Source organism: Stenotrophomonas sp. AC248 (genome assembly GCF_979258185.1).
Genome location: NZ_OZ409840.1, coordinates 3,657,203 through 3,676,924 on the forward strand (window position 1 = coordinate 3,657,203; position 19,722 = coordinate 3,676,924).

Here is a 19,722-nt window from a genome sequence, read left to right on the forward strand (position 1 = left end):
CGACCGCCAACCCTGCCGATCCGCGCGGCGTACGCATGACCTGCGACGAAGCCGCCTTCAGCACAGGTCATGCCACTACCGAACCCTGCGCAGGTTATCGGCGGTCGATCGGGATGCGACCCTACCTCGGTATACGCATCGCGAATTGCGCGGGGTATCGGCGGTGGATCTGGATGCGAACCCACGTCGGACAACGCATCCTGCTGAAGGTAGGGTCGGTTCCCAAACGACCGCCGACCCTGCCGATCCGCACGGCGAACGCATGACCTGCAACGAAGCCGCCTTCACCACAGGTCATGCCACTACCGAACGCTGCACAGGTTATCGGCGGTCGATCGGGATGCGACCCTACCTCGGTCTACGCATCGCACCTTTGCCACTTGTGAGGGATGGGCAAATGATCGCTTGCGCGCGTCAGCTGTCCAAACCCGCGCCGGCATCGCCTTCCGGCTCCAGCGCCTTCACCAGTACCGCGGCCTGCGTGCGGCTGTGGCATTCGAGCTTTTTCAGGATCGCGGTGACGTGCACCTTCACCGTGTTCTCGGCCAGGCCCAGTTCGTAGGCGATCTGTTTGTTGAGCAGGCCGTCGGCCAGGCACAGCAGCACGCGGAACTGCTGCGGGGTGAGCTGGGCCAGGCGTGCGGCGAGCAGCGCGTCGGACTCGGAGCGCTCCGGTGCCATGGCCGGGAACCAGACCCCGCCATCGAGCACCGCCGCCACCGCCTGGCCGATGGTTTCGGCGGGCGCGGACTTGGGGATGAAGCCGGCTGCGCCGAACTGCTGCGCGCGGCGGATTACGCGGGGGTGGTCGTTGGACGAGACGATGACCACCGGGATGTCCGGGTGCGCGCCGCGTACGTGCAGCAGCGAGGAGAACCCGCGGGCGCCGGGCATGGTCAGGTCCAGCAGCACCAGTTCGATTTCCGGGTGCTGGTCCAGCGCGGTTTCCAGCGTGGCGGCACTGGCCACTTCGATCACCTGCGCCTGCGGCAGTGACTGGCGCAGGGAATGGACGACGGCCGCGCGCAGCAGCGGGTGGTCGTCGGCGATCAGGACGGTGAGTTCGCTCATGCGGTCCATTGTAATGCGGTTGCCGGGCAGAGCCCGGCGCTACCCGGGTGGATCGTTGTAATGAGGCTGACGGCCAGCGGCCGTCACTACCCGGGTGGATCGTTGCAATGAGGTTGACGGCCAGCGGCCGTCACTACCCGGGTGGATCGTTGCAACGAGGTTGACGGCCAGCGGCCGTCACTACCGGGTGGAGGCCGGTGGCCGTCGTTACCGGTCGTCGCGCTGCCGCACGCTGCCGCGCCAGGCTTCGAGGAACTGGCGGCGCTTGAGGCCGTCCAGGTACACGAGCAGGCCCGGGCCCAGCTGGATGGGGCGGTAGCTGCGCGCGGGCGAGCGGCCACGTTGCTGGCCCTGTGCGGGCAGGATCGGCATCAGGCGGGCTTCGCGCGAGAGGACCTGCTGGCCGCGGGGTGACAGCAGGTAGTCGAGGAAACGCCGCGCCTCGTCCGGATGCGGGCTGCTGCGAGGAATCACCGCCGTGCGCAGCACCACCAGCGTGTAGTCCTCCGGTTCCACGATGCCCAGAGGTGCACCGGCCTCGATCCGCGCCTGCGCGTAGGAGCCCAGCACGTTGTAGACCAGCGACAGCTTGCCGCTGCTGACCTGGTCGAGCAGCACGCCGGTGCGTTCTTCCAGGTGCACGCCGTTGTCGCCCAGCGCGCCCAGCAGCGCGCCGGCAATGCTGCCGCGCTGGCCGTCCTGGGTGGCCAGCAGGTAGCCCACGCTGCTGCGCTCCACGTCGTAGGTGCCCACCCTGCCCTGCAGCGGTGCGTCCGGCGCGCGCAGCAGTTCCAGCAGTTGCCGGCGCGTGTGCGGTACCCGCGCCGCTGGCAGGGTGCGGGTGTTGTAGACGATGGCCACCGGCTCGTAGCTGATCCCGAACGCTTCGTGCCGCCATTGCGCCCACGCCGGCAAGGCGTCGGTCTGCACCGAGCGATGCGGCAGCGCATGGCCGTCGTTGACCAGCTTGGTCTGCAGGTCCATGCCGCTGCTGATCAGCATGTCCGGCGCCTGTGGACCGCCGCGGTCGCGTAGGTAGCGCGCGTAGATGTCCTGGGTGATCACATCCTCGTAGAGGATCTCGGTGCCCGGGTGCAGGCGCTGGTAGTCGGCGATCACCGTGGCGAACACTTCGATGTCGGTCGAGCCATGGATGCGCAGCTGCGCCACTGCCGGCCCCTTGGCCGGGAAGCGCTGCACATCGCCCGGTGCGGCCAGCGCCGGGCCTGCCACCAACAACTGCAACAGCACAAGCCACACGTACTTCATGCATGCATCCTCGGCAGGCGGATGGTGGCCACCAGGCCCCCTCCCACGCGGTTGCTCAGGTCGATCTGGCCGCCATGGCTGTCCACCACGCGCTTGACGATCGCCAGGCCCAGCCCGGCGCCGCCCGCTGCGGCCCCTTCGCCGCGCGCGAAACGCTCGAACACGCGCTCGGCATCGGCCGCGGCAATGCCCGGACCGTGGTCGGCGATGGTCAGCACCCAGTGCTGCGCCTCTTCGGTAAGCGCCACCTGCAGCGCACCGTCGCCGCCGTATTTAATGGCGTTGTCGATGAGATTCTTGATGGCCTCGCGCAGCAGCAGCGCGTCGCCATGTATCCAGGCCGCCTGTGCGCTCACCGCCAGCTGCACGCGCGGGGCCGGCAGTGCCTGCGGCAGCGCTTCATGCAGCGCCTGGTGCACGGTTTCGGCCAGGTCCACCGGGGCGAAGCGCTGCAGGTTGGCCCGGTGGATCACGCTGGCGTCGCTGAGCAGCTGGTTGAGCAACCGGCTCATGTGGGTGGCGTTGCGTTCGATGGCGTGCAGGCTGCGCCGCATGTCCTCGGGGTCTTCCTCGTCCAGTGCCAGCTGCGCCTGCGCGCGCAGTGCGGCCAGTGGCGTGCGCATCTGGTGCGCCGCCTCGGCCATGAACGCGCGCAGGGTTTCATTGCTGCCCTGCAGACGGCCCATGAAGTGGTTCAGCGCACCCACCATCTTGTCCATCTCGCGCGGCACGCTGGCATCGAGCGGCTTCAGGTCGGACGGTTCACGCCGCGCCAGCTCGCGCTCCATCCGCACCAGCGGGCGCAGCGCGCGGTGCACGCCCAGGCCCACCAGGGCCAGCGACAGCAGCGACAACACGGCGATGGCCAGCAACGCACGGGTCACCATGTCCTGCGCCAGCGCTTCGCGCGCGCGCCGGGTCTGGCCCACCTGCACCCGCACTTCACCCTGCGCCGACGGCGAGGACACCCGCCGCGACACCACCACGAAGCGCACCTGCTCGCCGCTGTAGAGCGCATCGAACAACTGCGGACGGTCGCTGGGCGCGTGCGGCGGCAGCGGCAGGTCCGCATACCCGGTCACCGTCTGGTCGCGCGCGTCGGACACGCGGTAGAACACGCGGTCTTCCGGCGCCATGGCCAGCAGGTCCAGCGCGGCATACGGCAGATCGACCTGCCATTGCGCCTCAACCAGCGCCACCGAATCGATGATCGACAGCGCCGAGGACACCAACAGGTGGTCGTAGGAGCGGTTGGCCGCGCGTTGCCCGTAGGCGCGCGCGCCGAACAGCAACGCCACCGCGAACAGCGCCAGGAACGCGCCCAGGTACAGCCACAGCGTGTGCCGGATCGAGCCGGACGTGCGCGGGTCAGTCGTCATCGCCGCCCGCACTGCCGGCGTCGTCGCCCAGCGCTTCGAGCAGGTAGCCGCTGCCACGCACGGTCACGATCCGCAGCGGCGCATCGGCCAGCTTGCGGCGCAGGCGGCCGACGTAAAGTTCGATCGCATTGGGGCCGGCCTCGTCGTCGAAGCCGAACAGGCCGTTGCCGATCTCGTCCTTGCCCACCACCTGGCCCAGCCGCCCCATCAAGATTTCCAGCAGGCGGTACTCGCGGTTGGGCAGTTCGATCGGCTGGCCGTCCAGGCTGACCCGGTGCGAGGCGTTGTCGAACTGGAACGCGCCGATCTGCACCACTTCGCTGGCCTGGCCACGGGTACGCCGCAGCAGGACCCGGCAGCGCGCCTCGAATTCGCGGAAATCGAAGGGTTTGCCCAGGTAATCGTCCGCGCCCACGTCCAGTGCCTGCACGCGGTCTTCGATGCCGTCGCGCGCGGTCAGCATCAGCACCGGGGTGCTGTCGCCGCGCTCGCGCATGCCGGCCAGCACGCGCAGGCCGTCCAGCTTGGGCAGGCCGATATCCAGCACCACCAAGTCGAAGCTCTGGTAGCGCAGCACGCTGGCCGCCGCCAGCCCGTCGCTCTGCCAGTCCACCGCGTGGCCACTGCGGCGCATGCGGCGAACGATGGCATCAGCCAGGTCCGGGTTGTCTTCCACCAGCAGCAGGCGCATCGGGTCAATTCGTCGAAGGTGCATGAATGCTAGCGCGAGCGGCCGCTGCCGTGGGCTTCGCTGCACTGCACAAACCCCTGACAGGTGGATGACAGCTTCGCGGCACTAGGCTGCGCCATCGCGTCGCAGTCCCCTGCCACGCCATTGGCGACATCACCGCACTGACGTACCTGGGAGGGTCCGTGGAACTGAACTCACTGCGCTGGCGCACGCCGGCTGCCTGCACCCTGCTGTTGCTGACCGCGCCGGTCTGGGCCGCCGAGGACAACGACGACGACCGCCCGGTCACCGCCACCGTCGGCGGCCGCCTGCACCTGGATTTCGCCGATTTCAGCAACGATGGCCGGGGCACCCCGAACAAGGACGACACCGAGATCCGCCGCGCCTGGCTGGATGTGTCGGGCAAGTTCTTCGTGGTCGACTACAAGCTGGAAGCCGACGTCTCCGGCGACCGGGTGGAGGCCAAGGACGTCTTCGTCAGCCGCAGCTTCGGTGACGCCGGCAAGCTCACCGTGGGCCAGTTCAAGCAGTTCTTCTCGCTGGACGATCGCACCAGCTCCAACTACGGCACCTTCCTGGAGCGCGGCAATGCCGGCACCACGCTGGCCCCGCTGTACCGGTTGGGCGCCTCGTGGCAGGCCGCGCGCGGCGACATGACCTGGGCAGCCAGCGCCTACAGCCTGGAGAGCATCGACGCCTGGCAGGTCAAGGGCCGCGCCGCCGGTGGCCGTGCCACCTGGGCACCGGGCGCCACCGCTGGGGAGGTGCTGCACCTGGGCCTGTCGCTGGCCCACGAGCGCTACGACAACCCCGGCGCCAACGGTGTGCCCGGGCTGAAGATCCGCCCGCGCCCGGCCGGCCACCTGTCCGACAACAGCCGCCTGACCCTGGTCGATTTCTCGGCCGGCCGCGACACCGACGTCAACAAGTGGTCGCTGGAGTACGCGCAGGTGCGCGGCCCGCTGTCCTGGCAGGGCGAGTTCAGCGGTGCCACCTTCGACGACGGCAGCCAGCGCGGCAAGGTGCTGGCCGGCTACGGCCTGGTCAGCTGGTTCGTCACCGGCGAGTCGCGCGTGTACGACCGCAAGACCGGCCGCTTCGGTCGGGTCAAGGATTTCCAGCACAAGGCAGGCGCCTTCGAGCTGGCACTGCGCTACGACCAGATGCGCGGCGACCAGCACCTGATCGGCCAGCCGGACCTGCGCGATGCACAGACCGAGGCATGGACGCTGGGCGGCAACTGGTACATGCGCCCGAACCTGCGCTTCATGCTCAACCTGATCGAAAGCCGCAACCGCGACCGCCTGACCGCAACCACGGTGGACCGCACCCGCGCGGTGACCGGCCGCCTGCAGTTCGATTTCTGAGCCTTCCCTTCCGTCTTTCCCTTCCAGGAGTCTGCAGATGATGCTGAGCATCCTCGGCTTTGGCATGGTCATTACATTCATGTATTTGATCATGAGCAAGCGGCTGTCGCCGCTGGTTGCCCTCATCACCATTCCGATCATCTTCGCGCTGCTGGGCGGCTTCGGTGCCGACATCGACGAGATGATGCTGGAGGGCATCAAGAAGATCGCGCCCACCGGCGTGATGCTGATGTTCGCCATCCTGTACTTCGGGGTGATGATCGATGCGGGCCTGTTCGACCCGCTGGTGCGGATCATCCTGCGCTTCGTCAAGGGCGACCCGATGAAGATCGTGCTCGGCACCGCGATCCTGGCGATGCTGATCTCGCTCGACGGCGATGGCTCGACCACCTACATGATCACCGTGTCGGCGATGCTGCCGCTGTACCAGCGGCTGGGCATGAACGCGCTGAACATGACCTGCGTGACCATCCTTGCCGGTGGCGTGATGAACCTCACCCCGTGGGGCGGGCCAACCGCGCGTGCGGCCACCGCGTTGCACGTGGACCCGGCCGACGTGTTCGTGCCGCTGATTCCCTCGATGGTGATCGCCTGCGCGGGCGTGCTGCTGCTGGCCTGGTACCTGGGCCTGAAGGAGCGCCGCCGGCTCGGCGTGGTGAGCCTGCCGCAGGGTGGCAGCTGGATGGACAACAGCGTGTCCGATGACGGGAACGCGCTGCCCACGGTGGAAGACGCCGAAGACACCAAGCGGCCGAAGCTGCTGTGGGTGAACCTGGCGCTCACCCTGGCGCTGATGACCGCGCTGATCATGGGCGTGCTGCCAATGCCGGTGCTGTTCATGGTCGGCTTTGCGATCGCGCTGGTGATCAACTACCCCAACCTGGCCGAGCAGCGCCGCCGCGTGGTCAACCATGCCGGCAATGTGCTGTCGGTGGTGGCGCTGATCTTCGCCGCCGGCATCTTCACCGGCATCCTCAACAACACCGGCATGGTGGAGGCGATGTCGCACAGCTTCCTGGCGATCATCCCCGACAGCTGGGGCCCGTACCTGGCGGTGATCACCGCGATCGCCTCGATGCCGTTCACCTTCTTCATGTCCAACGACGCCTTCTACTTCGGCGTGCTGCCGATCCTGTCCGAGGCCGCCGGCAACTACGGCATCACCCCGGTGGAAATGGCCCGCGCCTCGCTGGCCGGGCAGCCGGTGCACCTGCTCAGCCCGCTGGTGCCCTCGACCTACCTGCTGGTGGGCCTGGCCAAGGTGGAGTTCGCCGACCACCAGAAGTTCACCCTGAAGTGGGCCATCGCCATCTCGATGCTGCTGATGCTCGGCGGCCTGCTGTTCGGCCTGTACCCGCTTGCGTCCTGATCCGCCTACCAAGGAGCGTTCTGCCATGACCCTTCGCATCGCCTACGTCACCAGCGGTATGGGCAGTGTCGGCACTGCCATCTGCCAGAAGCTGGCCCGCAACGGCCACACCGTGGTGGCCGGTTGCGCACCGAACTCGCCGCGCAAGGCCGGCTGGCTGCGCGAACAGCGCGAGCTGGGCTTCGATTTCATCGCCTCCGAGGGCAACGCCGCGGACTGGTCCTCCACCGTGGCCGCCTTCGCCAAGGTCAAGGCTGAGGTCGGCGAGATCGACGTGCTGGTCAACAACGCCGGCGGCAGCCGCGACGTGTTGTTCCGGCAGATGAGCCCGGACGACTGGAACGCGGTGATGGGCTCGAACCTGCATGCGCTGTTCAACATCACCAAGCAGGTCATCGACGGCATGGCCGCGCGGGGCTGGGGCCGGATCGTGAACATCGGCTCGGTGAGCGCGCACAAGGGCCAGATCGGCCAGGTCAATTTCGCCACCGCGAAGGCGGCCATGCATGGGTTCAGCCGGGCGCTGGCCAATGAAGTAGCCACGCGCGGGGTGACGGTCAATACGATTTCGCCGGGCTACATCGCCAGCCAGTCGATCAGCAGTTTCCCGCCGGACGTGCTGGACCGGTTGGCCGGCTCGGTACCGATCCGCCGCCTGGGCAAGCCGGAAGAAGTGGCCAGCCTGTGCGCGTGGCTGGCATCGGATGATGCGGCGTATGTGACCGGCGCGGATTACGCGGTGAACGGTGGGCTGCACATGTTCTGATGTTTGACGCGTTAAGTTGACGCGTGACCTCCCCCACGAGGTGGCCGCGACGCTGCGAGGCGTTGCGGCTTTTTTTGTACGCCACACCGGCGCGTGTTCACCGTTGGTCGACACGCCATGAAACGCCACGGCCCCGCAACATCAAACGATCGATGCCTATCGGCGCCGCTCGTTGGCCTGCGCACAAGTCGGGTGACCACAGTCACACATCAACCGTCTTGCACGTTTTCCCAGCGAAAATCACGCTGGATGCGACACTCTCCAGCTACCCGCACTGACCCGCTTCGCTTCTAATCCATCTACAGAATCAGCCACGTTTTCGTGGTCAGTGGATTAGAAGGACTCCCGCATGTCGCATGGAATCGCAGCAGCCTCAAAGGCCCACTCGCAGCATCGCTTGATCGACATCGTGTGGGGGCCGGAGGCCAGCCCTGCTCCGCTGCTCCCGCAGCGCATCGAGTACCGCGACAGCCTCAGCGGCGATCTCCAGCTCACCGCCGCGTGCGTCGCCTCCCGTCCCGATCTCGACACCAGCGCGCTGCTCGGCCGCTCCATCGGTGTCGGGCTCATCAGCGCGCAAGGCCGGCGACGCTGGCTGACCGGCATCATCACTGGCGCGCACCGCGCAGGCCTGCATGGCGGCCTGCCGCAGGTGAACCTGCAGATCGGCTCGGCGCTGGCTCTGCTGGCGCACCGCCGCGCCTGCCGGGTCTTTCAGGACATCAGCGTGCCCGACATCGTGGCGCTGATCCTGGACGAACACCGGCACCGCAATCCACGCATTGCCGCCGCGTTCGAGCACACGCGCCAGCTGCTGCGCGAGCATCCTCCGCGCTCCTACTGCGTGCAGTTCAATGAGAGCGACCATGCCTTCATAGAGCGCGTGCTTGCCGAAGAAGGGATCAGTTACCACTTCCACTTCAACGTGGATCAGCTGCAGCCACGGCACTGCCTGCACCTGAGCGACAGCAGTCTGTTCGACCCGGGCCGTGCCCGGCCACTGCGGTATCGCAGCGCACTCACCGAGGACCGCGACGACGATCTGCAGCAGTGGCAGGCGCGTCAACACCTGGTGCCGTCGACCGTGACGTTGTCCAGCTATGACTACGCCAGCGCGCAGGTTCTGCAGGGCAGCGACGACACTGCGCTGCACCGCGACCTGCCGGCCAGTGACGCCACACTGGGATTGCAGGCGCATGAGGCGCAGACGCTCTACTACGCGAATGGCAACCAGGACCTTGATCGCTATGCGCGCCTGCGCATGCAGGCGCGGGAGCTGCGCGCACGCACATGGCTGGGCGAGGGGCAGTTGCGCAGCCTGGCCACCGGCGACGCCGTTATCATCGAGCAGCACCCGCTGTATGCGGCCCCAGAAAGTGCCGCTCGCAGTTTTCTGGTCACGGGCATCCATCTGGAGGCGTGCAACAACCTGCCCGACGCGGTGCCTACCGGCGATGGCGAGGGTCCCACGCCCGGCCAGTGTCGCACCCGGTTCCGCGCAGTGCCGCATGACCAGACGGTGGTACCCGCGTACGCCGACCGCCTGCACCGCCCCACCGCCAACGGCCCCCAGACCGCCACCGTGGTCGGCCCACCCGGCGAGACGGTGCATACCGATACGCTGGGCCGCATTCGGATCTGTTTCCACTGGCAGCGCCCACAGGACCACCCCGAAGGGCACACCGAAGATGCCCGCGCCTCCACCTGGGTGCGCGTCGCCCTGCCCAGCGCGGGCGATGGCTTTGGACACCAGTTCCTGCCGCGTATCGGTCAGGAGGTGCTGGTCACCTTCCTGCACGGCGATATCGACCGGCCGCTGGTGACCGGCGTCCTCTACAACGGGCGCCATGCGACACCCCGCTTCGCCGGGGTTGGGCACTTGCCGGGCAACCGCGCCCTGTCCGGCATCCGCTCGCAGGAACATGCAGGTGACGCACATGGCGAGTTGATCTTTGACGACAGCACCGGCCAGCTAGCCACCACGCTGCGCGCGAGCCCGCATGACAGCGCGCTGCACCTGGGACACCTGCACGGCCCGCGCACCGACGGCCAGGCAAGTCCGCGCGGCGAAGGCGCAGAGCTGCGCACCGATGCCGCCCTGGCGCTGCGCTCGGCGCAGGGCCTGCTGCTGAGCAGCCACGGCCGCCAGCGCGCGCAGGGCCACCAGTTGGACCGCCAGGAACTGCAGGGCCTTCTGGACGATTGCCGCCGTGTGTTCGAGGACCTGGCCACCCTGGCCATCGAACAGCAGGCGGGCGCACCGGCCACTGCCCCGCAGCAGGCACTTGCCGAGGCACTGCGCGGCTGGGGCGACCAGGGCGGCCAGGCACCTGTAATCGCCGTATCGGCCGCTGCTGGCCTGGTAAGCGCCACCCCGGCCTCGCAGTTGCACGTCAGCCAAGGACACCACGATGTAATTGCCACCGGCAGCCTGCAGCAGACGAGCGGCGAGCGCATGCACCTGCAGGCGGGCCAAGGCCTGTCGCTGTTTGCCCGTGACGGCGGCATCAGCACCATCGCCAACGCCGGGCACGTGGCGGTGCAGGCGCGCAGTGCGGAAATCCAGGCGCATGCGCTGCAAGGCGTGCAGATCAGTGCCGAGAACGGTGAGATCGTGCTGGCCGCACCGGTGATCCGCCTGGTGGCGGCCGACGGCAGCTTCCTGCGCGTGGGCGGGGGCGTGACCGGGGGTAGCAAGGACGCCATCGCGTTCCATGGTGCCAGCCATGACTGGGATGGGCCGCGCACCGAGCAGTGGCAGCGCGCCGTGGTGGCTGCGCCGATTCCGCCGGTATGCCTGCCCTGCCTGGCCATGGCGGCCATGCGCGGCAGCGCGGCGGTCAATCTGGCAGGCGCGGCATGAATCCCCTGCCGCCTGCGTGCCATGCCGCATTGGCCACCCACGGGGTGACGCCCTGCGTGCTCGTGGACGGCGCCATGCAACACGCCGCCGGCGTCCGGCTGGCCCGCACGCCGGGCGCGGGCATCTCGTTGTTTGACGACCTGCCCGAGGATGCGCAGGCGCTTGGCCCGTGGTTGCTGTCGCCAGCGCAGGCACAGGCAATGGGGCTGGACGGTAGTGGCCCAGGCGTGAACTGGCTGGTCAGTGCGCTGGCGCTGCCAGACGCGGCCAACCACCTGCGCCACTGGCTGCGCGATGGCCACCCGCGCGGGCTGCACTACACCCGCCTGGCCGATGGTCGCGTGCTGCGTGCGGCCATGACGGTGTGGACTCCAGCGCAGCGGGCTGCCTTCTGCATGCCGTGGCGTGGCTGGTGGCTGGCTGACCGCGATGGTGAAGCGTTGGCGCTTGCGCTGCCCGAACCGTTGTCCCTTGAGCCGGGCACAACGGCGGGCTGGACCGATGCGCAGCGCGAGGCACTGGCAGAGCACAGCGGGGTGGACCAGCTGCTGCACAGCCTTAAAGGACATGTGCGGTACGCCGCATCGCTGACCTCGCGCGAGCGCAGACACGCCGTCGCCACGCAGGTGCAGCGGGCAGCGGTGGCCGCGGGGTATGTGGAAGCGCCGGACCAGGTGAGCTGGATCGCATTCGCGCTGATGGCGGGAGGCTGCTCCATGCCACTGGATGGGCACCCGGTGCACGCGTTGGCGTTGCGCGGTGATGCGCTGTGGAGCGCGCTGATCGATGGGGCGGCCTCGGATGCACCCGCCGACACAATCACCTTTGACGAGGATCCGAAATGACAGACCCCGAGCGCCCTGAGACTACACCACCAGAACCAGCAGAAGATCACAGCCCACCGCTTCTTGGCGCAAGCAGGGAGCCTGTCGAAGATGACGCATCAACAGAGGCAATGGACCTGATGTGGTACGGCGTGGACGTGGTTACAGCTACGTTTATGGCAGCAACAATCGTGTGGCTATCAGCACCAGAAAGCGAAGACCCAGGAACCTGGTTCTTCTGCACCTTCGTGCCTTCGCTTCTCATGAGCAACGGTGTTCGAGACACGATCAAGGACGCCAATGCCCTCAGATTCCAGCAATCTTCACTCCTGCGCGTATCCTCCGGCGCGTGGCTTCTTGCGTGGGTGTTGTTCATCGGCTGGCTCGCCGAGGAACCACTACGCCTATACATCTGGCCGCTCCTTGCATTGCCGTTCGCCGCCGGAACAACGATTGCCGTGGCAGCAGTGCATTTCCTTTTTGCGCGCGCTCTCAGCACCGAGGCGGCGCGGCAGACTGCGTCCGCCGCAGCTGAAAAAGCACGACGGGACACCGCGTCCGATCCGACTGAGTCCGGGCTATCGTCGGAGGAGCCTGGCAGCGGGATGCCGCAGGGCCGCAGCAGCGACGGCAACTCACCCTTCTGGATGCTCGGAATCCTGCTGTTGCTCATTATTGCCGGCGCCATATCGGCGCGTTACCGCGCCGATACAGCGTTGAACGCCGTCCCTGAAGACCACTTGCGGACGATTCCGAGCACTTCTACACCGGATGATGCACGCCATGCCGATGCGGACAGCGTCGAGGAGCACATCCATCGACAACAAGAACTCGGGAGGAATGAATGAACATTACTGGATCGTCCGTCATTCAATCAGCAGTTGAAAAGGAGCGCGCATGACCACGTCTCAGCCGCCTGATGCCTCATCCACCCAGCCAGCGGAGCAACCAGCATCGGATAGTGATGGCCAAGCCAATGTGACCCAAGAAGGGCTCGAGCAGCAGGACTACGCGCAGCTGGCCTGGCTCGGGGTGGACGTAGCATTGGCTGCATTGATCACGACAGCAATGCTGTGGCAGCAACGTGACGGGAGCGACGTATCGCTGGAATGGCGGACTGTTGGGTTTGCAACCATCTTTCTCTTCATCAACGGGGTGCGGCAAACATTCAGCGATGTCCACAAGGCTCGTTTCAGACGATCACCCATTGTCCGTGCAGCCTTCAGCGTATGGCTCGCGGCATTCCTGCTGATGCTGGGCTGGGTAGGCGGTGGACCGCTGGGCCTTTATGCATTGCATGTGGTAGCCCTGCCCTTCATGACGGTCGTCACCGTTCTGGTGCTGGCGCTATACAACTCAGTTGCTCGTGGCGTTCGGCAGGACGTGGCAGAACGCATCGCTTACAGCGCGCTGCTTGAGAGGGCCCAACGGACCGCCGCAATCACCGGAACTCAACAGAACACCGAAGCCGGCCAGACCGCTGCCAGTCGGCGCGCAGGAATCGGCCAGGACATGAAGATCCTGCTTTGGCTTATGGTCATCTGCGCTGCGGCATTAGCTGTAAGCATCGCACCAGCGCGTCATTACATTTTGAAGCAGCACGTCTCTACGCAGGTGGGCGACAGCCTGATCTGCTGGACTATGGATGTGGCGCCACAGCCATTGGAACCTTCCTCATCGATGGCAGCCCTGCCAACGTGATCAGTAGGCACCGCTTCCATCGCGACCTGCCGCGGAAGTGGCAACCAGGCTTGGGTCTGCGCGTCAAATGGTGCCGCCCCACCCGCCCGGATAGTCACACATTCGATCAGCCACGGGAGAGAGGGTGCAGGTGGGTTGAAAAGGGTGCATCGATTCAACGGTGCACACATGCAGATAACTGGCTGCACATCTTCCCTGACGACCAGATGTTGGTGATCGCTTCTGTGAAGGCGCCGAATCATCAGGGCTACCCAGGGCCTGGGCACTCCAGCAAGGACGTCCAAGAAAGACAGAGGAGCTGGCCGCTATGAGTGAATACTCCCGGGCGTTTGAGAACACGGCCGCAACGCGAACTTACACCCCCTCGGAGGCGAGCGTCGATAGCGAGCGGGCGCCAGTTTTCGCGCACTTTCAAGTGTCAATGCGCCCCGATATGGCACACCTGAAGGACATCGAAAGAGAAGAATCCTGCGGACACGCAGTGATTGAATACTGGCGTCGCCGTAAGCACGACGCACTCCATTCAGCCGCATTCGCAGTTGCGGCTCTCACTATGGCGGGCTGTACGCCTCTGGAGCGAAGTTCAGACCCCAACGCACGCGTCGGCGGCAGCTTGACGTCGATGGACTATGAGCCGACCGACACCTTCGTGCGCCCTGTTTATGTCAATGGTCTGGGCGGGGACAGCGCCGGAACCGGCGGCAGTACTGTTCTCAGCGCGATCAGCCTGCCACAGCGTTGGTGTCCGGGGCTGACCGTAACTGTCAAATGGCGCCGATGCAGAGCTTTCTATGCGGACAAGCCGGAAACGGAAGAAGAGGCTTGCCGCTGGGTCGAGAAAGACGTTCCTGTACATCCCTACACCTACGTAGGCACCACCTGGTTGCACATCTTCGCTGATGACCAGGTGCTGGTTATCCCGGCAATGTTGGGCCCAAGGCATCCGGACTATCCCGGCGCGCGTCCCCCTTATAAGAACTTCTACGAGCGAAGAGGCATTGGCCGTGATGAATGAATGCTCCTGGCTCCCCGAGGAAGCGAACGTGATCTTTGGCATGCAGCGGGTGTCGCGCACACTGGATGCGCACTCCCTGACGACTCCCGGGAACGCACATTGCATAGGAACCGAGCCAGCAGATTCCTCCACATGCGCCTTGGTGAAGTCTCCCAGTCACCATAGGCGCGGTGCAATGCACATAGCCGCGCTCGCCGCCGTCGTGCTCACCTTGACGAGCTGCAAGCCCGCCGAACGAAGTTCGGACCCCAACGCGCGTGTCGGTGGCAGCTTGACTTCGATGGACTATGAGCCGACCGACACCTTCGTGCGCCCTGTTTATGTCAATGGCATGGGCGGAGACAGCGCAGGAACCGGCGGCAGTACTGTTCTCAGCGCGATCAGCCTGCCACAGCGCTGGCATCCCGGGCTGACCGTGAATGTCAGATGGAGGCGCTGCGCGCGCGGAACCTTCTATGTTCCCGGCGTTCCGCAGAATGAGGGGTGTCGCTGGGTCGAGAAAGACGTTCCTGTACATCCCTACACCTACGTAGGCACCACCTGGTTGCACATCTTCGCTGATGACCAGGTGCTGGTTATCCCGGCAATGTTGGGCCCAAGGCATCCGGACTATCCCGGCGCGCGTCCCCCCTATAAGAACTTCTACGAGCGAAGAGGCATTGGCCGTGATGAGTGAATGCTCCTGGCTCCCTGAGGAAGCGAAGGTGCTCTTTGGCGTGCGGCTGGTGTCGCGCACACTGGATGTGCACTCCCTGACGACTCCTGGGAACGCACATTGCATGGGAACCGAGCCAGCAGACTCCTCCGCATGCGCCTTGATGAAGTCCCCTGGCCACCTTAGACGCAGTGCAATGCACATAGCCGCGCTCGCCGCCGTCGTGCTCACCTTGACGAGTTGCAAGCCCGCCGAACGAAGTTCGGACCCCAACGCGCGCGTCGGCGGCAGCTTGACGTCAATGGACTACGAGCCGACCGACACATTCGTGCGCCCGGTGTATGTCAATGGCCTGGGCGGAGACAGTGCCGGAACCGGCGGCAGTACTGTTCTCAGCGCCATCAGCCTGCCACAGCGCTGGCATCCCGGGTTGACCGTGAATGTCAGATGGAGGCGCTGCGCGCGCGGCACCTTCTATGTTCCCGGCGTTCCGCAGAATGAGGGGTGCCGTTGGGTCGAGAAAGACGTTCCTGTGCATCCGTACACGTACGTGGGGCGTACCTGGCTACACATCTTCGCTGATGACGAAGTGCTGGTCATCCCGTCCATGAAAGGCCCGAATCATCCTGACTATCCAGGAGCTGAATTCCCCTATAAGAACTTCAACGATCGCAGAGGCATTGGTCGTGATGATTGAAACAGCGTGGCTCCCAGAAGACGCACCCGCAACTCGAATGTTCAACCCCGCAAAGGCGAGTGTCGGCATGGAGGGTGTTCCGTGCTGGATGAATGTTCAATTCTCGGTTTTCTTTGATGGAACGCGAAACCACAGAATTGAAGACCTACCGACAGGTGCGCACAGCAATGTCGTTAGACTCTTCGATGCTTGCCGTGAGAAGGAGGAAGAAGGTCAGTTCCGCCTCTACGTACAAGGCGTAGGAACTCCATTCCCTCATATTGGCGAAGTTGAGCCGCATCCGGACGGCGCGCAGAGCGGCGCCAATGGTGACCTGCACCTGCGTTACGCCTTTCTGTACATGGCTAACGAGCTGGCAAGAATCCTCACCGGGGACGTGATTGTCCCGGAGACCATCGCAGATACCAGCGCCGCCGTGCAGGACAAAGCCCAGGTCAAGGTCTGGCGACGCAAGCTGGAAGAAATGCTGGCCAACCCAATGCCAGGTGCGCCCACGATCCCGATGATCACCCTGGATCTGTTTGGTTTCTCACGAGGCGCAGCAGCAGCGCGAGCCTTCCTGAATCACCTCATCGAATGGACGGGTGATGGCCAGGCCCAGGTGTGCGGCATTCCACTGAGGGTCCGCTTCATGGGCCTGTTCGACACGGTTGCCTCGGTGACGTTCGCAGACTCCTTTCCGTTTCCGTTCAATGGCCACTTGGGATGGGCAAAGCCGGAATACATGATCATTCCCCAGTTTGTCGAGCAATGCGTGCATATGGTGGCTGGGCACGAAGCCCGCAACTCGTTTCCCTTGACCACAATAGGTGTAGAACGCGAGAAAGCACGCCCCCGAATCGAAATCGTGTACCCAGGCGTGCATGCTGACGTGGGCGGTGGATATGGACCCAACGCACAGGGCAAAGGAACCCACCTCGGCCAGCATCAGGTTCGACAGGATCAGTACGACATGCTGTCGCAGATTCCACTCAACGATATGTATGAACGCGCCTGCGCAGCAGCAGTACCATTAATCCCGATGGCTGCGCTGGGGGATGCCCAGCTCACCGACGCCTTCGCCATCTCCCCCGAACTACAACGCAGCTTCAACGCTCACCAAGCCACGCTGCAACAGCATCGCGGCGGGGCGCCGCTGATGCGCCTGCTGCACAGTCACTACGTCACCTACATCGGGTGGCGAAGAGACGTGTTGCCGCGTGCCCGGTTTATCGCACATCCCTTCATGACCCACTGCAAGGGCACCCAGGTGCAGGACCACATCAACCTGGACCAGGCCAATGCTGAGCTGGGCGTCTATATCCAGCCCTTCAGCCAGACCACGGACCGTCTGAGGGTGAGATTCCTGCAGTCAGGCACGGTCAACGCGATCACACGCGAGCACCAGTGCCTGCGGATGTACGACCGTTACTGGGCGGGTGCACCCGCGCCCACTACGGCGGTCAGCACCTTCATGGCGCAGTACGTGCACGACTCGCGCGCGGGCTTCGTGTTGACCGATCCCCAATGCGAGCGTGACTACACGAACATGCACGCCCTGCTGGAGAAGAAAGACAAACAGTACATCGCCAGTCGCAGTCGCTACCACGAGAAGGTGCTGCCGGCGTACGAGAAGCGGCGTGAAGCCAACCCCAGGATGGACGAGGAGCATCCATTACCGCCGGTCGATCCGCTCAATACCGCCGATCGCAGGGCACTGGAGATCTATCGCCGGGGTAACAAGCCCATCTTCACCGATGCCAAACCTGCATCGAGCATGGACGGAAAGCTGGACATGCTGGATGGCCTGGCGTTGATCTCGCGACGCGAGCCGCGTTGGAGCTATCTGCGCAGGCGGCAGATATTCCGGCCAGTATTCAAGCCGCGAGACAACGCCCGCGGCGAGGTGACGTCCCGCGGGGACGCCAAACGCCTCACACACGAGGACGGCCTGTCATGACCCCGGCAGCTCTCTGGCGGCGAGTCTTCTACGCTCTCTGTGCACCGTGGTCGTTGTTGATGGGCTGGTACGCGCTGGACCTGCCACCAGGCGAGCGCCTGGACGCGCTGGGCCCCTGGGCGGTGGGCAGTGTTGCCGCAGCCGCGTTTGCCCTGCTGGGCCGCGGCCTGCATGGGGGTGTGCAGGCGTGGTCCGCTCGCCCATCCCATCGCGACGCCAGTCCCATCCCGGCCGCCGCCGGCGCGGCGTCGGCGGCGTCCACCGAACCCACGCTGCAACTACGCGCCTGCTTCGCACGCCTGGAGCAGCATCCACCCGAGTGCCTGGCCACCCAACTGACCCCGTCCACGTCGCACGCCCCCCTGCTCGCCAACGACCTGCCCGACCCCGGCGCCTCGCTGGCCGAGCGCGGCATGGCACTGCAGGTACGCCTGGCACAGGCGATGGACATGCTGGTGAGCAACGTGCCCAGCGCCGGCCCAGTGCCGGTCTTTACGCTCGCCCCCACCCTTACCCCTGACAGCCGTTACGCCGCCGCCGACTGGCCCGGACTGATGGCAGCCCAGGCCACGGTGCGCCCGCCGCTGCTGCGGGCCATGGAGCAGAATGGCCCATCGCTGGCGCCCGTGCTGCAAGCCCTGCACGCGCAGTTCTCGGCTTCGCCAATGCTGTGCAACGCCGTGCTGTTGAGCGTGGACGGTGAGTTGATCCGCGGCCACTACTCCAGCCAACGGCGAGACCCGGACGCACCGCGTCTCCCGCCCGTGCACGACAGCGTGGTGGTGTTGTGGATTACCCGCGACGGCCTGCCCGCCGCCCTGCGCCAGCAGGCGGTGGACGCCAATAGCAGCGATGGGAAACGCGCCCGGCAGGCGATGGCGTGGTGGAGCAGGGAAATGGACAGCGTCCACGCGTTGTCCCCGGACGAAGCCCAGACGCGGGTGCTGCCGACAGCGACGGTAGATGCGTTGCTCAAGGCATACAGGGCGTCCGACGATCCCGAGCTGGCTGACCATGCCCGAGCTGCCCGCATGCTGGGCGAAGACACCTGGCACCCGGTGCCCTGGAGCACCCAGCAGGTGGAGGCGGACGACGCTGCGGCCGTGCTGGCCCGCCTGCCGCCCCCCCTGCACCTGCCGCTGCACGACGCGCACGGCAACCGATTGCCTGCCCTCGAATGCGAGCATGCGATCGCCGCCGGCTGGCAGGCGCTGTGCGCTCGCCTGCCGGACGATCAAGCGCCGTGGCGCGTGTGGCACGACAGCCGCGCCGATGCGGCCCTCACCGTCGCGCTGCGGCTGGCCCTGCGCGGGCTGTTGCCGCCGGTGGACCTCGACGACCCTGCACGTGCCGTGGATCTGGCCACGCGACTGGGTCCGCTGGGCAGTGGCGCCGGCGGCGCCGCATTGGCACTGGCAGCGGCCTGCCCAGGACGGCATGTCGTGGTCATTGCCGACGGCAACGGCGGTCTGCTGCTGCAACCGGTGATCACCGCAACGCCGCCGCAGGCATCTGCCAGCCCCCTGCCCACTTCCTATTGCCAAGTCCTCTCTGGAGCGCCATGAAATCCTGCATCGCCCTGCCCCTTCTGTTGGCCGCCGTTACCGCAATGAGCGCCTGCGAGCCGCAACCTATCCCATTGCCGGAGATCTGGAACACCTGGCCTGAAACACCCGAAGCACCGCAGCCGCTGCTGGGGACGGTGTGGAAGCTGCACGACCTGCCCGGCAATGGCGCGCACACCGCAGTGACGGTGTCGCCGGAATCGCACGTGGGCTTCATCATCCTGGAAGCCGATGGCCAGCACCTTACCGGCTACGCCGGCTGCCAGCCGATGACCGCACTGTACCGGCAACAGGGCACGACGCTGAACGTGGAAGGCCTGGTCCGCACCGGCTCGCGCTGCCACAAGGACAGCATGGACGACATCGGCGACCGCTTTGCCGCCGCGCTCAGCACGGCGACCGGCTACCGGATGGCCAGTGATGACGCGTTGCTCCACGTACTGGACGGCGACACGGTCACCGCAACCCTGATCTATCGCACGCCACCGAAGGGGCATTGGTGAACCGCGCGACGACCCGGAGGCCGGCATGAAACACCCGGTATGCCTGGG

18 protein-coding genes are annotated in these 19,722 nt (G+C 65.9%); 14 read left to right on the top strand and 4 right to left on the bottom strand.

Annotation, left to right across the window (positions count from 1 at the left end):
* Nucleotides 1–414 precede the first annotated feature (414 nt).
* The 4 genes from ACZ0AE_RS16470 to ACZ0AE_RS16485 form a co-directional block, all read right to left on the bottom strand.
* Nucleotides 415–1,071 (bottom strand): LuxR C-terminal-related transcriptional regulator, encoded by a 657-nt coding sequence (locus ACZ0AE_RS16470; protein WP_463601636.1) that lies wholly within the window; start codon nucleotides 1,069–1,071, stop codon nucleotides 415–417.
* Nucleotides 1,072–1,278: 207 nt separating this feature from the next.
* A complete protein-coding gene (locus ACZ0AE_RS16475; RefSeq protein WP_463601637.1) occupies nucleotides 1,279–2,340 on the bottom strand; it encodes an ABC transporter substrate-binding protein in 1,062 nt (353 codons plus the stop codon).
* Nucleotides 2,337–3,719, bottom strand: coding sequence for a sensor histidine kinase N-terminal domain-containing protein (locus ACZ0AE_RS16480; RefSeq protein WP_425598292.1), 1,383 nt, complete (start codon nucleotides 3,717–3,719; stop codon nucleotides 2,337–2,339). The genes ACZ0AE_RS16475 and ACZ0AE_RS16480 overlap by 4 nt, the downstream gene beginning before the upstream one ends.
* Complete coding sequence (locus ACZ0AE_RS16485; protein WP_038686349.1) at nucleotides 3,709–4,410, bottom strand: response regulator transcription factor; 702 nt, start codon at nucleotides 4,408–4,410, stop codon at nucleotides 3,709–3,711. The genes ACZ0AE_RS16480 and ACZ0AE_RS16485 overlap by 11 nt, the downstream gene beginning before the upstream one ends.
* A 182-nt stretch (nucleotides 4,411–4,592) precedes the next feature.
* Here ACZ0AE_RS16485 and ACZ0AE_RS16490 point away from each other — a divergent pair, with 182 nt between their 5' ends.
* From ACZ0AE_RS16490 to ACZ0AE_RS16555, 14 genes are all read left to right on the top strand, one after another.
* The gene (locus ACZ0AE_RS16490) at nucleotides 4,593–5,777 is read left to right on the top strand and encodes an OprO/OprP family phosphate-selective porin (RefSeq protein WP_081797136.1); all 1,185 of its coding nucleotides are present in this window, start codon (nucleotides 4,593–4,595) and stop codon (nucleotides 5,775–5,777) included.
* Nucleotides 5,778–5,817: 40 nt separating this feature from the next.
* Nucleotides 5,818–7,146, top strand: coding sequence for a CitMHS family transporter (locus ACZ0AE_RS16495; RefSeq protein WP_038691835.1), 1,329 nt, complete (start codon nucleotides 5,818–5,820; stop codon nucleotides 7,144–7,146).
* A 25-nt stretch (nucleotides 7,147–7,171) separates the two neighbouring features.
* The gene (phbB, locus tag ACZ0AE_RS16500; protein ID WP_128097684.1) at nucleotides 7,172–7,912 is read left to right on the top strand and encodes an acetoacetyl-CoA reductase; all 741 of its coding nucleotides are present in this window, start codon (nucleotides 7,172–7,174) and stop codon (nucleotides 7,910–7,912) included.
* Between the two features lie 349 nt (nucleotides 7,913–8,261).
* Nucleotides 8,262–10,775, top strand: a complete 2,514-nt coding sequence (locus ACZ0AE_RS16505; RefSeq protein WP_463601638.1) for a type VI secretion system Vgr family protein — start codon at nucleotides 8,262–8,264, stop codon at nucleotides 10,773–10,775.
* On the top strand, nucleotides 10,772–11,620 hold the full coding sequence (locus tag ACZ0AE_RS16510; RefSeq protein WP_463601639.1) for a DUF4123 domain-containing protein: 849 nt from the start codon (nucleotides 10,772–10,774) through the stop codon (nucleotides 11,618–11,620). The genes ACZ0AE_RS16505 and ACZ0AE_RS16510 overlap by 4 nt, the downstream gene beginning before the upstream one ends.
* Before the next feature lie 110 nt (nucleotides 11,621–11,730).
* Entirely contained in the window at nucleotides 11,731–12,447 is a 717-nt protein-coding gene (locus tag ACZ0AE_RS16515; RefSeq protein ID WP_463601640.1) for a hypothetical protein, read from the top strand.
* 49 nt (nucleotides 12,448–12,496) lie between these two features.
* Nucleotides 12,497–13,300 carry a hypothetical protein gene (locus ACZ0AE_RS16520; RefSeq protein WP_463601641.1) on the top strand — a complete coding sequence of 268 codons (804 nt, stop codon included), beginning with the start codon at nucleotides 12,497–12,499 and terminating at the stop codon, nucleotides 13,298–13,300.
* A complete protein-coding gene (locus ACZ0AE_RS16525; RefSeq protein ID WP_463601642.1) occupies nucleotides 13,297–13,611 on the top strand; it encodes a DUF3304 domain-containing protein in 315 nt (104 codons plus the stop codon). The genes ACZ0AE_RS16520 and ACZ0AE_RS16525 overlap by 4 nt, the downstream gene beginning before the upstream one ends.
* Nucleotides 13,608–14,315, top strand: a complete 708-nt coding sequence (locus ACZ0AE_RS16530; protein ID WP_463601643.1) for a DUF3304 domain-containing protein — start codon at nucleotides 13,608–13,610, stop codon at nucleotides 14,313–14,315. Before ACZ0AE_RS16525 ends, ACZ0AE_RS16530 begins: the two co-directional genes overlap by 4 nt.
* Nucleotides 14,316–14,490: 175 nt before the next feature.
* Entirely contained in the window at nucleotides 14,491–14,991 is a 501-nt protein-coding gene (locus ACZ0AE_RS16535) for a DUF3304 domain-containing protein (protein WP_463601644.1), read from the top strand.
* A gap of 175 nt (nucleotides 14,992–15,166) precedes the next feature.
* A complete protein-coding gene (locus ACZ0AE_RS16540; RefSeq protein ID WP_463601645.1) occupies nucleotides 15,167–15,667 on the top strand; it encodes a DUF3304 domain-containing protein in 501 nt (166 codons plus the stop codon).
* A gap of 37 nt (nucleotides 15,668–15,704) precedes the next feature.
* Entirely contained in the window at nucleotides 15,705–17,606 is a 1,902-nt protein-coding gene (locus ACZ0AE_RS16545; protein WP_463601646.1) for a T6SS phospholipase effector Tle1-like catalytic domain-containing protein, read from the top strand.
* Nucleotides 17,603–19,171, top strand: a complete 1,569-nt coding sequence (locus tag ACZ0AE_RS16550; protein ID WP_463601647.1) for a hypothetical protein — start codon at nucleotides 17,603–17,605, stop codon at nucleotides 19,169–19,171. Before ACZ0AE_RS16545 ends, ACZ0AE_RS16550 begins: the two co-directional genes overlap by 4 nt.
* A complete protein-coding gene (locus ACZ0AE_RS16555; RefSeq protein ID WP_463601648.1) occupies nucleotides 19,168–19,674 on the top strand; it encodes an META domain-containing protein in 507 nt (168 codons plus the stop codon). Before ACZ0AE_RS16550 ends, ACZ0AE_RS16555 begins: the two co-directional genes overlap by 4 nt.
* Nucleotides 19,675–19,722 lie beyond the last annotated feature (48 nt).

Bases quoted from the DNA above. Each gene is read 5' to 3' on its own strand.
- ACZ0AE_RS16480 (WP_425598292.1), bottom strand. From the start codon at position 3,719: ATGACGACTGACCCGCGCACGTCCGGCTCGATCCGGCACACGCTGTGG.
- ACZ0AE_RS16475 (WP_463601637.1), bottom strand. From the start codon at position 2,340: ATGAAGTACGTGTGGCTTGTGCTGTTGCAGTTGTTGGTGGCAGGCCCG.
- ACZ0AE_RS16545 (WP_463601646.1), top strand. From the start codon at position 15,705: ATGTTCAACCCCGCAAAGGCGAGTGTCGGCATGGAGGGTGTTCCGTGC.
- ACZ0AE_RS16470 (WP_463601636.1), bottom strand. From the start codon at position 1,071: ATGAGCGAACTCACCGTCCTGATCGCCGACGACCACCCGCTGCTGCGC.
- ACZ0AE_RS16520 (WP_463601641.1), top strand. From the start codon at position 12,497: ATGACCACGTCTCAGCCGCCTGATGCCTCATCCACCCAGCCAGCGGAG.
- ACZ0AE_RS16495 (WP_038691835.1), top strand. From the start codon at position 5,818: ATGCTGAGCATCCTCGGCTTTGGCATGGTCATTACATTCATGTATTTG.
- ACZ0AE_RS16510 (WP_463601639.1), top strand. From the start codon at position 10,772: ATGAATCCCCTGCCGCCTGCGTGCCATGCCGCATTGGCCACCCACGGG.
- ACZ0AE_RS16485 (WP_038686349.1), bottom strand. From the start codon at position 4,410: ATGCGCCTGCTGCTGGTGGAAGACAACCCGGACCTGGCTGATGCCATC.
- ACZ0AE_RS16530 (WP_463601643.1), top strand. From the start codon at position 13,608: ATGAGTGAATACTCCCGGGCGTTTGAGAACACGGCCGCAACGCGAACT.
- phbB (WP_128097684.1), top strand. From the start codon at position 7,172: ATGACCCTTCGCATCGCCTACGTCACCAGCGGTATGGGCAGTGTCGGC.
- ACZ0AE_RS16505 (WP_463601638.1), top strand. From the start codon at position 8,262: ATGTCGCATGGAATCGCAGCAGCCTCAAAGGCCCACTCGCAGCATCGC.
- ACZ0AE_RS16550 (WP_463601647.1), top strand. From the start codon at position 17,603: ATGACCCCGGCAGCTCTCTGGCGGCGAGTCTTCTACGCTCTCTGTGCA.
- ACZ0AE_RS16555 (WP_463601648.1), top strand. From the start codon at position 19,168: ATGAAATCCTGCATCGCCCTGCCCCTTCTGTTGGCCGCCGTTACCGCA.
- ACZ0AE_RS16540 (WP_463601645.1), top strand. From the start codon at position 15,167: ATGCACATAGCCGCGCTCGCCGCCGTCGTGCTCACCTTGACGAGTTGC.
- ACZ0AE_RS16535 (WP_463601644.1), top strand. From the start codon at position 14,491: ATGCACATAGCCGCGCTCGCCGCCGTCGTGCTCACCTTGACGAGCTGC.
- ACZ0AE_RS16515 (WP_463601640.1), top strand. From the start codon at position 11,731: ATGGACCTGATGTGGTACGGCGTGGACGTGGTTACAGCTACGTTTATG.